Consider the following 13,520-nt stretch of genomic DNA (forward strand, 5'->3'; position numbering starts at 1 on the left):
GTGCTTTTTGTTTTCTTCGAACGAGACATTTTCTGACTTTAGTCTTAGAATGAGAAGTAATGTAACAAAAAGACCGACTTAGGGAATAGCTACTTGGATTTTTGAGCGGTTTTATCGGCTGGTGGTGCATGTAATGTTCAATCTGATTATGGCGATTCAAATTTTAAGCTTCTTCTTTATTTTCAAATCCGTTTCACGCTACTCATTTACGATTAGAGAAATGATCGTGTGGTTAACGGTCTTTTTGCTGATTGGCTGGGTCTCAACATATTTCATCGGGGTCTGGGGGGCAGTTTCGCTATTTGCCTGCTTTGTCTGCATCTCCTACTTTAAGAATCATAAACAAATTTCCGCTTTGGGTATTTTTTACGGGGCATATGCCTTGATTATGAATTCGTTCTTGGGCTATTTGGCCGCGATTCCGATCACTTGGCTCGTTCAGTTAATCTTCCGACAGTCATCAGCCAATATCGAGTATCTCCCGTATCTTTTTACGGCGATGGCGCCGCCCATTCTCAATGAAGTTCTGCTTCGGCTGGTACGTCGCTTTGTTCCGCAGATAGGTAAACAGCTCATACGGGAATACGGTAAAATCATTTTTGTCCCCGTGATTGTATTGTTCATCATCATTATTGTTTTGGTATATCCGATATTGTCCATTAGCAATCAAACGGGTGATTACAGCTCCTATCAACGAATGATCCTCTTGAGCATGTGGCTGCTGGTTGTTGTTGCTTTGTTGTATATGCAGTTTCAGTATCATCATATCCGAAAAAAAGAGCTGGAAAGGTCCAAAAGTGAGCAGTTGGTGCAGCTTAAGGAGTATGCCGCGCAGCTGGAGAAAATCTATGATGAATTCAGAGGCTTCCGCCATGATTATGCGAATATTCTTCTGACGCTGGAGGACGGGATTTACAGGGAGGATTGGGACCAAGTCAAACATGTATTTGAGAACACAGTCAAGCCAACGGGGCAGTTCCTGCGTAAGAACGAATACAGCTTCGTGAAACTGCGGAACCTTCATATCTCAGAGGTAAAGAGCATCCTAGCGGCAAAAATTATGCTGGCACAGCAAATGAAAATCGATGTTTCGCTGGAGATCGAGGATCCTGTCCATTCGATCCCGATGGAACTGATTTCTTTTACCCGGATCCTGTCCATACTGCTCGATAATGCGATTGAGTCGGCAGCCGCTACGAAGGAGCGTAGGCTTTGGATCGTATTGCTGGAGGACTCTGAAGCGCTGCGGCTGATCATCGAAAATAGTAGTGAAGAACGGATCGACCTGCGAAGTCTGGGGGAGCGGGGATACTCAACCAAAGGTGAGGGGCGAGGCTTAGGCTTATTTAATGTGCAGCAAATGCTAAATGACCATAAATATGCTTCACTGCAATCGGAGAGCCAGCCTCATTTATTCTCGCAAACCCTTATATTAAGAAAATCAAAATCTGGAGAACGATCATGAATATATTCATATTGGAGGATAATCTGATCCAGCAACAGCGGCTGGAACGAATCGTCAAGGAGTTATGCCTCAAGCATCAAATCCGTTATCGGAACCTGTCCTCGACAGCCAAACCGAATCATTTGTTGGCGCAAATCGAGAACGCTGCCGATCATCAGCTGTATTTTCTGGATCTGGAAATTAAAAATGAGAAGCACACCGGGCTTGAAGTGGCGCAGGAAATCAGGCGAATCGACCCGTATGGAACAATTGTGTTTGTCACTACGCATTCGGAGCTGGCGCCCAAGACGTTTGCTTACCGGGTAGCTGCTCTGGATTTTATCGAGAAGGATTTGCCGGAGGCTGAGTTTATCCAGAAGGTCGAGGCTTGCTTGCTGCTTGCTGATGAACGCAGGACCGTGCCTGTAAGCCCTGATCTGTTCTCTTTCGAGAATAAATATACCAGCTTTCAAATTCCTTTTTCGGAAATTATATATTTTGAAACGATGGAAATCGCACATAAAATCAGATTGATCGCGAAATCCAAAACGTTCGAATTTTACGCTGAAATGAATGAAATCGCAGAGCATGATGAGCGGCTCTTCCGGTGTCACCGGGCATTTGTCGTCAACCTGGCGAATATCAGATCGATTGATAAGAAGAACAGGATCGTCTTGTTTGACCATGGCGTGAGCTGTTCTGTCTCGAGAAGATTACAAAAGGAAACGATTAAAAAAATGGAGTCCTTGAGGCAAAGAGAATTCCCAAACTAACAATCCATATGAAGCGCCGAAGCTATTTCTAAATAGCAGCTGGCGCTTCTTTTTTATTAAAAAATACCGTTTATGAAGGTTAGAGGACTGTTGGCGATATAAGCATCCCAAACGGGAGAGAAAAGCCTTACCCTATGAGTGAAGCAAGAGGCAGGCGGGAATCTTTTCACATCTTATAACTGGTTTGGCCTGGCGCTTCATCTAAACAGGATTAAGGAGAGAACAGCTGATGGACACAATGATCGAAATTGATCGACTATCAAAAGCATATAAAGGCGAAGAAACCGTGTCGGATGTCACCATGCATATCGAGAAAGGGGAAATCTATGGTTTCCTCGGACCGAATGGCGCAGGAAAAACGACCATCATGAAAATGATTCTGAATTTGGTCAAGCCCACATCAGGCGAGATTCGTATACTTGGGAAGCCTATAACCCACTTGTCATATCAATACTTGAAGGATATTGGCAGTATCATTGAATATCCGGTATTTTATGAACGGCTCTCAGCGGCTGACAACTTAAAGCTTCATTGTAAATATATCGGCAACCAAGGTGAGGGCGTATTCAAGAGGTGCTTAGAACCGTTGAATTAAATGGGGTAGAACATAAAAAAGTACACGAGTTTTCATTAGGAATGAAGCAGCGATTGGGAATCGCCAGAGCGATCATTACAAACCCAGCCATTCTAATTCTGGACGAGCCGATCAATGGCTTGGATCCCGTGGGGATCAGAGACATCCGGATGCTACTGCTGAAGCTGAAGAACGAGTACGGCATGACCATTCTAATCTCCAGCCATATTGTTTCAGAGATTGAATCGGTTGCGGATACGATCGGGATTATTAATCAAGGGAAGCTGCTTAAGGAAGTGAAGTTGTCGGAGATCCGGGAAGAGAGCAATCTGGAGGAATATTTTCTAAAACTGATTCATGGGGAAGCATGCATGTTTAAACTGATAAAAATCGAGCGGGAAAAAAATCAGATAGCAGGATACGGGATCAAAGCCGTGATTAGTATGGCAATTATTTTTGTACTGGTAGCTGGGATGGCTCTAATGTCAAATGCCCAGGATGAGCCTATGTTCTATAACTTTACAGATTTCATGTCGCTTGCGAACATCTTCATCCGCATTACCTTTGTCGTTTTCTCGGGCATTCTGATTTCTAGACTGGTGATAGAAGAATATAAGGGCAAGACGATGCAGCTCTTGTTTACGTATCCCTTACAGCGCAAAAAGATCATCCAGGCCAAGTTAATGATTGTTCTCGGTTTCTGCTTCACCAGTATTGTTATTACCACCTTGCTTATAGAAGGAATGACGGTTTTATTGAATCCACAGCTTCATTTTTTCGAGACCTCTGCAACGATGACGGACTTACTCGCTACCGTTCCTTCGATCCTGATTGCTTCTGCCATGACAGCTGGATTAAGTCTTATCTCATTGTTTTTCGGCATGCGTAAAAAGTCTACTGCGGCTGCTATTACAAGCTCTGTCATTATAGGAACGCTGTCCAACGCAATGGTCTCTGACGGGAGCAGCTCCGTCAATATGTTTCAATTTATCGTCATACCAGCGATTCTCTGTTTGTTAGGATTAACCGTAGCTTATTTATCGTATCGTAAGATTGATAGAATTGATATTTAGAGGAGAACATGATGAGAACTAATAAATGGATTTTGATATTTTTGGTGGCTGCAGTAGCGGGAGTACTTGTGATCGGTTTGTCGGTTGGCTCAGAGAAGCTCGAGATAGTTAAGCAGATTCCGGCGGGTGAAATTCAATACATTGAAATCTTTAATGATTCATGGGATGTTGAATTGAAGCCATCGACAGACAATCAAGTACATGTAGACATAACGGGGAAGCAGAAGGATAAGAATAAGACTCCGGTGACAGTAACTTATCAAGATCATAAATTGATCATTCAACAGACTAAACAGATGGGAGGAGCTTTCTCAGCCTTTACTTGGGGAAAGAGGGAACGATTCAAATTTCTATTCCCAAAAATACAGTAGAGCAGGTTGCACTGACGAGTGGTGATGGAGATATTCATATTAGTGGGTTAGCACTCTCTAGCCTGATGGTTCAAGATCGTGCGGGTTATGTAAAGCTTGATGAAGTGGAAGCAGACGTTTTGACGACTTCTCCAAGACGGGAGATATCGTGTTAAAAAGAGTCAATGAACACGGCGAAATGAATATTGAAACCGAGACAGGGGATATTCAAGTCGTATATCAGACTGCGCCAGCCAGCTTGAAGCTGAAGGCAGAGAACATCAAAGGAGATACAACGGTACACTTGGAAAATCTCTCACGTACGACGAATACGGATAAGGAAATCAGCGGAATCATAGGCGCTGGGGAGAACTCATTAACCGTCAGAAGTCGTTCGGGAAATATCGATATTAAATAGGGGATCATTGCTGGTTCCCATCCAAATGCTAGATGTGATAAATGTCATCGGAAGAAATAGCTTAAATTTTGAATAATAGGAGGTGACAGTTTAATGAGAAAAGTCACATAGGAAGGGAGCGTCAGATCATTGGCACTTAATCGTGGAGCAGCAGATCAAGACTATATCATTGAGCAGGTAGTCCAATTATTTCAATGCAGAGTGTTGTGGAGTGAAGGTCGCCCATGCCTGGAATATAGCAGTTTAGAAGAACTGGACAAGGTATACGAGTATGTCAGAACCAGATTTGATATGGATATGTTGGACGTATTTTTTACAGCTGTAGAGAGCCTTCCTCAGGATGACTGATGAACTAATAAGAGAATGAAGGGATTCCTGACATTTCCATGGAAGCATCTGTTAGTATATTCAGATATAAGCTATAATGGGAGCAAACTTCATGTTAGGAGAGATGATCTTGCATTTATTTAATCATTGGTTGAACGAATCTCAGCTTGAAATGAATGGTAATTTGCTGCAAATCTCGGCCCCAGGGAAGACAGATTATTTCATTAATCCAGAGAGTGGCGATGTTAAGAACAATGCGCCTTTCTTATATGCTGATGTGCAAGGTGACTTCATACTTCGCGCTAAAGTAAGACATGACTTCATATCTACTTTTGATGGAGCTGCTCTATTTATAATGGATAGCGAACGTGAGGATTGTTGGGCTAAGCTCTGTTATGAATATACGGATCTCAATACATATGCGGTTGTAAGTGTCGTGACCAATGGGGTATCTGACGATGCCAACGGCCAGAATTTAACCGATAAGAGCGTATGGCTGCAAATCGGTCGTAAGGGCGATGCTTTTGCCATGCATTACTCGACAGATGGCTCTCATTATCAAATGGTCAGAGTGTTCAACTTGAAAGCCTCCGATACCTTTAAAGTTGGACTGGTCTCTCAATCTCCAACAGGTGAGGGATTGATTAGTGACTTCTTGGATGTTCAGCTTGAGCAGGTGACGATGGAGAGCATTAGGGGCGGGAAATAGGCCGATTGATCCCATAGGAAAAATGTCAAAAAAGCCTGCAGATATGCAGGCTTTTTGCTGTTCGTGGCCTTTTTGGGGATAAAAAGATGTATATTTGCAGGCTTTTCAATCATGCAGGGTCGCCGGTTGTATTCTGAATGCCCGTTTTCTCTCTAAGCTTGGCTCTTAAGATAACTTAGTAGGATATCCTTTAGAATCAGTAGCTGTTCTTTCGGATCTAGGTCAGGTTTAACAGTAAGAATATTTTTTTGTAGGGACAGCTTTCTTGCGAAATTCCCGAACGTGTTGATGACCGTTGTCAGTATTTTGTCCACTGCACTATCGGTTCTTATGGAACCATCCTCCACTCCTTGTTGGATAATGGTCGAGAAGACGGCTGAAATTTGGCGATATACCGTGTTGAAGGTATCAATATCCTCAAGTGGTTCTTTGTAATTGGCAGCATAGCCCTCGAAGTTTTCTAACAGCTTCACATTGGAGCCATCATCACTATCGAGCAGAGCCATAAAATCATCAAAGAGAAGACTAATCTTCTCATAACAGGACACCGGCATTTCGGCGATCGCTTGGAAGGTCTGGAGAATGATCTCTAGATTTCTCGTCGCCACGGCGACGACAAGCTTCTCCTTCTTCGGGAAGAAGCGGAATACGGTAGCTACGCCAACGCAAGCTCTGTCCGCGATATTTTGCATCGTCGTCTTATCGATTCCTTTTTCTATAAACACTTCTTCAGCCGCCTCGATAACAAGCTGAATTCTATTTTGTTTGCCGCGCTGCAATTCGTTCCTATGCCTCGTTTTAGGATCCATTCGGAAGCCTCCAAAATTGTCGTTATCATATTATTATACCTATCCTAAATTTGACGGACAATGATTGTTGTTATTTTGAGGCGGAGGCTCTAAGTGGGACCGCTGAGCAATTGACCCAAATTATAGAGATTCATCAGGTGAAAGCTTAGAATCCTCGTTAGGACGGGCGCCAATCGGCGTCCGTTTTTTGTTTGCTTTAATTTCTCGTTGAAATTACAGGAAAATATACGTTGACTGAATATAGGGTAGGGGGGTATACTATATTTGTGATTAGGAATCGTATTACAATGATTTGAAATGGAGAAAGTTAAAGATAACGGCCATACTTAATGGCAGTTTTGAAAAAAACCAGGAGGTAGTCAATATGCAAAATGTATTGCTTAACGTAAAGGGAATGTCCTGTGGTCATTGCGTCAATTCGGTGGAGGGTGCTCTTAAAGAGATCGGGGCACAAGGAAAGGTTGATCTGAAGAAAGGAACTGTTGCAGTAGAATTCGACGACAGCAAGCTCTCCCTAGACAATATTAAGGAAGCCATCGAGGATCAAGGCTACGACGTTGACTAAAGTATCCTACTTTAAGCGGGTGATATAAATGGAAGGAACGAAACAGACGTCTCTGCAAATCACGGGGATGACTTGTGCAGCTTGTGCGAATCGCATTGAGAGAGGTTTGAATAAGCTCGAAGGCGTCTTAGAAGCGAATGTCAATTTCGCAATTGAACGAGCGACGGTCACCTATGATCCTGGCGTCGTTGATGTTGCCAAGATGGAGCAGAGCATTCAGAAGCTTGGTTATGACACCGTCAAAGAGAAGGTGGAGCTCGAATTAAGCGGCATGACCTGTGCGGCCTGTGCTACGAGAATAGAGAAGACATTGAATAAGATATCGGGTGTGAGTCAAGCGACTGTGAACTTTGCGATGGAGACCGCTCATGTGGAGTATAATCCAGCTGAAGTCAGTGTCTCCGATATGCAGCAAAGGGTTGAGAAGATAGGGTATAAAGCCTCCCTGAAGCAGGAGCAAGCTGATCCTGGCGAGCATCGTAAACATGAAATTACACGGCAGAAGCGCAAATTAATCGTATCTGCAATTTTGTCACTTCCGCTTCTGTGGTCGATGGTAAGCCACTTTTCATTTACGTCATGGATTTGGATGCCGGATATATTTATGAATCCTTGGTTCCAATTGATCCTAGCAACACCGGTACAGTTCTATATTGGCAGACAGTTCTATATTGGAGCTTATAAAGCACTTCGGAACGGCAGCGCCAATATGGATGTCCTTGTCTCGCTTGGAACGTCAGCAGCCTACTTTTATAGTTTGTTCCTAACCGTTCAATGGGCTATCAACGACGGCAATGTTCATCATGGACCATCAATGTATTATGAGACTAGTGCTGTGCTTATTACGCTGGTGCTGATGGGGAAATTGTTCGAGGCACTCGCCAAAGGACGTTCGTCGGAAGCGATCAAGTCTCTTATGGGCTTACAAGCAAAGACGGCTCTAGTCGTTCGTGACGGTCAGGAATTAAGCATTCCGATCGAGGAAGTGATTGCCGGAGACGTTGTTCTCGTTCGTCCAGGCGATAAAGTTCCGGTTGACGGCGTAGTCCTGGAAGGAATGTCATCGGTAGATGAGTCGATGCTGACAGGCGAGAGCATTCCTGTGGAGAAAAAGGCGGGCGATACCGTTATCGGCTCGACCATGAACAAGAATGGTATGTTAAGAATAAAAGCAACCAAGGTCGGTAAAGAAACGGCACTTGCGCAGATCATTAAAGTTGTAGAAGAGGCACAGGGCTCGAAAGCCCCAATTCAGCGTGTGGCGGATGTAATTTCAGGCATCTTCGTGCCGATAGTTGTTGGGATTGCAATCGTGACTTTTCTAGTGTGGTACTTCCTGGTCACACCTGGTGATTTTGCAGGTTCCTTAGAAAAAGCGATTGCGGTTCTCGTTATTGCTTGCCCTTGTGCACTCGGATTGGCAACTCCAACCTCGATTATGGCCGGGTCTGGCCGTGCAGCTGAATTCGGTATCCTGTTCAAGGGTGGCGAGCATCTGGAACAGACGCACAAGATTGATGCGATTATTCTGGACAAAACAGGTACTGTGACCAAAGGTAAACCTGAGCTTACGGATGTACTGACAAATGGAGATGAAGCTAGATTCCTCCGGCTTGTTGGCGCAGCAGAGAAAAACTCAGAGCATCCGCTTGCAGATGCAATCGTTGAAGGAGTTAAGGCGAAGAACATCGAGCTGCCGACTACGGAATCTTTTGAAGCCATTCCAGGTTACGGAATTAAAGCTGTAGTCGAAGGCAATGAGCTGCTCATCGGAACGCGTCGCCTGATGGATAAATATGAAGTGAATGCAAATAGAGCTTATGAGACCATGTCGAAGCTAGAGGAGTCTGGCAAAACTGCAATGCTTGTCGCGATTAACAACGAGTATGCAGGTATGGTAGCTGTCGCGGATACAATTAAGGAAAGCTCGGCGGCAGCTGTAAGCCGTCTGAAGGAAATGGGTATTCAGGTCATTATGATTACCGGGGATAATGAGCGAACAGCTAAGGCGATAGCTGCGCAAGTTGGTATTGATCATGTTCGCGCCGAGGTGTTACCAGAAGGTAAGGCGGAAGAAGTGAAGAAACTTCAAGCGGAAGGCAAGAAAGTGGCCATGGTCGGAGATGGTATCAATGACGCACCGGCACTTGCCACGGCGGATATCGGTATGGCAATCGGTACAGGTACAGACGTGGCTATGGAAGCGGCTGATGTCACCTTGATGCGTGGCGATCTGTCGAGTATCCCGGATGCCATTTATATGAGCCGGAAGACGATGCGTAACATTAAGCAGAACCTGTTCTGGGCACTTGGCTATAATACGCTTGGCATTCCGATTGCAGCTATCGGCCTACTGACTCCATGGGTGGCAGGTGCAGCGATGGCATTAAGCTCGGTTTCGGTCGTATTAAACGCACTTCGTCTGCAACGTGTGAAAATCTAAGGGCAGGTATGAAAAAAGACCCGTTTGCCGGTTTTCAGCATGTGCGTTTTTTTCAAAACGCTTCAGTTGAATGAAGCTCGGGGCTGAGCGGAGAGGAGGTGGAAATATGCAAGAAGTAACGGTGAAAGTTGAAGGCATGAATTGCGGTAAATGTGCCAAGAAAGTCGAGGGCGCGCTAGAGGCCATCGGTGCCGAGGGGCATGTGAATCTTGAAGAGCATAACGTAAATGTGAAATATGACTCATCCAAGTTGGATCTTTCAGATATAAAGGCAAGTATTGAAGCCAAAGGCTATCATGTTGTCTCCTAAAATAATTGAATAACCCCCTTCAAGTCTAGTATCGCGAGATACTTAACTTGAAGGGGGTTATTTTATTTGTTAGGGTATTAATTATTTAAACGCCCGATCTCTTCTCGAACAAGAGGAGCGACCTCTGTTCCGAATAGTCTGATCGCATTCATTACTTCTGCATGGGGCATCGTACCGTGTGGAACATGCAGCATGAAACGCGTGATTCCAACATGTTTGTACAAATCAATGATTTTATTAGCGACGGTTCTCGGATCACCAACATATAGAGCTCCCTCCGAACTGCAAGCCGCATCATAATCTGAACGATGGTAAGGAGCGGACCCTTTTTCAACGGCTCGCACATTGGTTCTAGCAAAAGTTGAAGGGAAGAATTTCTCGATCGCGGTCTGCGTGTCCTCTGCAACGAAACCATGGGAATGCGATGCAATCGTCAGTTTGGATACATCGTGTCCGGCACGAGTTGCCGCTTCCTTGTATAACCGCACTTGTTCCGCATAATCCAAAGGATGGACAGGTCCAATAATTGCCAATACAAACGGTAGTCCGAGTGAACCTGCACGGACTGCAGATTCCGGGCTTCCTGCACTGCCGATCCATATTGGAAGGGGATCCTGAACAGGTCGCGGATAAATCCCTAGATTCTGTATAGCCGCTCGGTGCTTACCGCTCCAGGTCACTTTCTCGGATTTCTGAATTTTCAATAATAGATCCAGCTTCTCATCGAACAGCTCTTCATAGTCCGCCAGATCGTATCCGAACAAAGGGAACGACTCTAAAAAGAGCCCCGGCCAATCATAATCTCTGCACGTCCGTTTGAAATTCCATCCAGCGTTGCGAAATCTTGAAAGACACGTACTGGGTCGTCTGAGGAGAGAATCGTGACCGCACTGGTCAGGCGAATTCTTGTCGTCATCGCTGCCGCTGCACCAAGAACGACGGCGGGGACGAAGCGGCATAATCATGACGATGATGTTCACCTATTCCATATACATCCAGTCCAACCTGATCGGCGAGCACGATCTCCTCAACGACTTCCCGTAACCGTTCTGCATGACTTATTGTCTTACCTGTCTCAACATCAGGTGTTGTCTCAACAAAGCTGCTTATTCCAAGTTCCACTAATTACTGCCTCCTGCTTGTTTACACATGGGTTGTGATTTTTGTCATTTAACAGTAACATAAGTGATTTGTATTTTCTAGAATGCTTTAAGTCCGCCGCATATAGGCACTTACTGTAAGCGGCGCGAAGATGGCTACAATAACAGCAGCACCGATGAGGGAGATGGCTAGATCCCAGCCGACGGTACCCGAATTGGCCAAATTCCTAACGGCAGTGACGAGATGCGAAATCGGATTAATCTTCACGAACCATTGCAGCCAGTTAGGCATCGTGTCCACAGGAACGAATGCGTTGGAGAGGAACGTGAGCGGGAACAGAACGAGCATCGAGATTCCCTGTACACTTGAGGCCGTACGGGCAATGACACCGAAGAAAGCGAAGATCCAGCTGATGGCCCAGGAGCAGAGAATGACGATAATCGCGGCCAAGGCTACATGCTCCAGGCCTCCCTCTGGTCGATAGCCCATAATATATCCCATGGTAAAGGTCAGCGTGGTCGCAATCGTATAGCGAATTGTATCAGCGAGTAGCGCTCCTGCAAGCGGGGCGATCCGTGCGATCGGTAGTGACTTGAAGCGATCAAATACCCCTTTATCCATATCCTCGCGAAGCTGAACGCCAGTAACGATAGATGTCGTAATTACAGTCTGTACGAGAATGCCGGGAATAATAACAGGTAGATAGCTAGCCACATCACCGGAGATCGCCCCACCGAAAATATAGGTAAACATCAGTGTGAAAATGATTGGCTGCAGCGTGACATCGAACAATTGCTCTGGTGTGCGGCGGATTTTGAGCAGCCCCCGATAAGCCATCGTTAACGAATGGCGTAGCGATTGTGTGAAGCTGGTATGGTTCTTTAATTTGCGTTCAGATACAGGTTGAATGGAAGCTCTCATATGGTTGTTCCCTCCATGCTCTTGGATTCATAGACTGGTGCAGAGGCAGCCTCCGCATCAGTTGGACGTTGGCCGGTGATCGTTAGGAAGACCTCGTCGAGTGTCGGCTTCTGCACGCTCATCTCGGACAGAGCAATTCCTTCGCTGCGCAGCGCGATCAACAGATCGGTGACGAGATCGGCATTCGCCATCGGCGCAGTAATCTCCCCGGCTTCCGAGGAGATGCCGGACGGTACTTTAAGCACCCGCTCGATCAGGCGGCGAGCCATCTCGATATCCTGCGCCTGCTCCACTCGTAGATGCAGGGACGAAGTGCCGACGGACATCTTCAATTCATCGGCAGTGCCTTCAGCGATGACCTTACCGTAATCAATCACGGCGATCCGGTCAGCTAGTTGGTCGGCCTCTTCTAGATATTGCGTTGTAAGTAGTACGGTCGATCCTGTATCCACTAATCGGCGAATCGTATCCCACATCTGGGAGCGTGTACGCGGGTCGAGCCCGGTCGTCGGTTCATCGAGGAAGATGAGCGGCGGCTGCGCGATCAAGCTGGCGGCCAGATCCAATCTGCGCCGCATGCCGCCGGAGAAATTTTTGAGCGGACGTCTTGCCGCCTCGGATAAGCCGAATTCCTCCAGCAGTTCCTCTGATTTACGCTTTGCCTCTTTACGTGACAGGCCGAGCAGTCGCGAGAAGATAATCAGGTTCTCAGTAGCACTGAGCGATTCGTCGACGGAAGCGTATTGCCCTGTTACGCCAATCAACTGCCGCACGATTTGAGATTCTTTTATCACGTCATGACCGAAGATCGTTGCTGTTCCGGCATCTGGCCGCAGTAACGTGGCCAACATGCGGATCGTCGTCGTCTTACCCGCTCCGTTAGGTCCGAGTACACCATAAATCGATCCGGCCCGCACCTTCAAATCCACACCATCCACTGCGCGGTTATCTCCGAATGTTTTGATAAGTCCATGAGCCTCTACGGCCCATTCACTGTTGTTTGATTTATTGTTTATCTGTCCCAATGTGATTTCCTCCATTCCATAACACTCACTTGTTATCGTAACCGGATCATATCACTGGTTTTTAAACAGAATGTAAACGATGATTCGTCGTATAAAAAGATAATTCCATATCAATGTAGGGTAATAATTTTTGTCATATGACAAAAGTGATGACAATACTCACTATTTTGTCGAACCGCAGTACATTACTATGAACGTATAGCGATGAACGGGAGGCGATTACCTGCGCCATGATGAAGCTGATAACTATGGTAACCAATACTACTATGCTGGGAAAGGCCGGAGGGAATCTTGCCAGCGGAGTATTCGAACTTAAGGATATCCCGGATGATTTGGCTAGGCCGATTGTATTAACCCTGAAATTCGATCCATCGAAGATTGGAGAAGGGCAGCAGGCTGCCATACATTATTTCAATGAGACGAACCAGATATGGGAAGAGCTCGGCGGACAAGTAATGGGTAGTTTGATTACAGTTCAGGTCAATCAAATGGGGAAATTTGCTGTACTAGCCGTAGAGAATCAGATAGGTCCATCAGATCATTCAAGTATTGTGGACATCACCAGGCATTTGCGGTTTCAGCTAATTCAATAACCGCAGGATGAGACAAGGAAGGCGGGTTATCCCAAGGGGACTGTCTGCCTTCTTTGCTATAGGTAAGGTGTATTTAACTGTATAA

At 45.7% G+C, this 13,520-nt stretch carries 13 protein-coding genes and 3 pseudogenes; 12 read left to right on the top strand and 4 right to left on the bottom strand.

The window, feature by feature from the left end; all coding sequences use genetic code 11:
• The first annotated feature begins 133 nt into the window (after window positions 1-133).
• From RE628_RS01735 to RE628_RS01770, 8 genes and pseudogenes are all read left to right on the top strand, one after another.
• Window positions 134-1,465 carry a sensor histidine kinase gene (locus tag RE628_RS01735; protein ID WP_309157113.1) on the top strand — a complete coding sequence of 444 codons (1,332 nt, stop codon included), beginning with the start codon at window positions 134-136 and terminating at the stop codon, window positions 1,463-1,465.
• Window positions 1,462-2,217 (top strand): response regulator transcription factor, encoded by a 756-nt coding sequence (locus RE628_RS01740; RefSeq protein WP_309157114.1) that lies wholly within the window; start codon window positions 1,462-1,464, stop codon window positions 2,215-2,217. The genes RE628_RS01735 and RE628_RS01740 overlap by 4 nt, the downstream gene beginning before the upstream one ends.
• Before the next feature lie 229 nt (window positions 2,218-2,446).
• Window positions 2,447-3,117: pseudogene (locus RE628_RS01745) on the top strand (ABC transporter ATP-binding protein); the annotation flags it as partial.
• Window positions 3,094-3,864, top strand: coding sequence for an ABC transporter permease (locus RE628_RS01750; RefSeq protein ID WP_375143088.1), 771 nt, complete (start codon window positions 3,094-3,096; stop codon window positions 3,862-3,864). The pseudogene RE628_RS01745 and the gene RE628_RS01750, both read left to right, overlap by 24 nt.
• Window positions 3,865-3,875: 11 nt before the next feature.
• A pseudogene (locus tag RE628_RS01755) lies at window positions 3,876-4,390 on the top strand (DUF4097 family beta strand repeat-containing protein).
• Window positions 4,381-4,632 carry a DUF4097 family beta strand repeat-containing protein gene (locus RE628_RS01760; protein WP_375143089.1) on the top strand — a complete coding sequence of 84 codons (252 nt, stop codon included), beginning with the start codon at window positions 4,381-4,383 and terminating at the stop codon, window positions 4,630-4,632. The pseudogene RE628_RS01755 and the gene RE628_RS01760 overlap by 10 nt, the downstream one beginning before the upstream one ends.
• Window positions 4,633-4,761: 129 nt before the next feature.
• The gene (locus tag RE628_RS01765; RefSeq protein ID WP_309157116.1) at window positions 4,762-4,980 is read left to right on the top strand and encodes a hypothetical protein; all 219 of its coding nucleotides are present in this window, start codon (window positions 4,762-4,764) and stop codon (window positions 4,978-4,980) included.
• A gap of 91 nt (window positions 4,981-5,071) precedes the next feature.
• The gene (locus tag RE628_RS01770) at window positions 5,072-5,668 is read left to right on the top strand and encodes a DUF1349 domain-containing protein (RefSeq protein ID WP_309157117.1); all 597 of its coding nucleotides are present in this window, start codon (window positions 5,072-5,074) and stop codon (window positions 5,666-5,668) included.
• A 152-nt stretch (window positions 5,669-5,820) separates the two neighbouring features.
• Here RE628_RS01770 and RE628_RS01775 read toward each other — a convergent pair whose 3' ends face one another.
• Entirely contained in the window at window positions 5,821-6,477 is a 657-nt protein-coding gene (locus RE628_RS01775) for a TetR/AcrR family transcriptional regulator (RefSeq protein WP_309157118.1), read from the bottom strand.
• Between the two features lie 364 nt (window positions 6,478-6,841).
• Here RE628_RS01775 and copZ point away from each other — a divergent pair, with 364 nt between their 5' ends.
• From copZ to RE628_RS01790, 3 genes are all read left to right on the top strand, one after another.
• The gene (gene copZ / locus RE628_RS01780; RefSeq protein WP_309157119.1) at window positions 6,842-7,042 is read left to right on the top strand and encodes a copper chaperone CopZ; all 201 of its coding nucleotides are present in this window, start codon (window positions 6,842-6,844) and stop codon (window positions 7,040-7,042) included.
• Between the two features lie 28 nt (window positions 7,043-7,070).
• Window positions 7,071-9,485 carry a heavy metal translocating P-type ATPase gene (locus tag RE628_RS01785; protein WP_309157122.1) on the top strand — a complete coding sequence of 805 codons (2,415 nt, stop codon included), beginning with the start codon at window positions 7,071-7,073 and terminating at the stop codon, window positions 9,483-9,485.
• Between the two features lie 106 nt (window positions 9,486-9,591).
• Entirely contained in the window at window positions 9,592-9,795 is a 204-nt protein-coding gene (locus RE628_RS01790) for a heavy-metal-associated domain-containing protein (protein ID WP_309157124.1), read from the top strand.
• Window positions 9,796-9,872: 77 nt separating this feature from the next.
• Here RE628_RS01790 and RE628_RS01795 read toward each other — a convergent pair.
• The 3 genes and pseudogenes from RE628_RS01795 to RE628_RS01805 form a co-directional block, all read right to left on the bottom strand.
• Window positions 9,873-10,917: pseudogene (locus tag RE628_RS01795) on the bottom strand (LLM class flavin-dependent oxidoreductase).
• Between the two features lie 87 nt (window positions 10,918-11,004).
• Complete coding sequence (locus tag RE628_RS01800) at window positions 11,005-11,817, bottom strand: ABC transporter permease (protein WP_309157126.1); 813 nt, start codon at window positions 11,815-11,817, stop codon at window positions 11,005-11,007.
• Complete coding sequence (locus RE628_RS01805) at window positions 11,814-12,842, bottom strand: ATP-binding cassette domain-containing protein (protein WP_375143031.1); 1,029 nt, start codon at window positions 12,840-12,842, stop codon at window positions 11,814-11,816. The genes RE628_RS01800 and RE628_RS01805 overlap by 4 nt, the downstream gene beginning before the upstream one ends.
• A 230-nt stretch (window positions 12,843-13,072) precedes the next feature.
• Here RE628_RS01805 and RE628_RS01810 point away from each other — a divergent pair, with 230 nt between their 5' ends.
• Window positions 13,073-13,435, top strand: a complete 363-nt coding sequence (locus RE628_RS01810) for a hypothetical protein (protein WP_309157128.1) — start codon at window positions 13,073-13,075, stop codon at window positions 13,433-13,435.
• The last annotated feature ends 85 nt before the right edge of the window (window positions 13,436-13,520 follow it).

Origin of the sequence: Paenibacillus sp. D2_2 (assembly GCF_031199965.1) — a bacterium.
In the GTDB taxonomy this organism is placed as follows: Bacteria; Bacillota; Bacilli; order Paenibacillales; family Paenibacillaceae; genus Fontibacillus.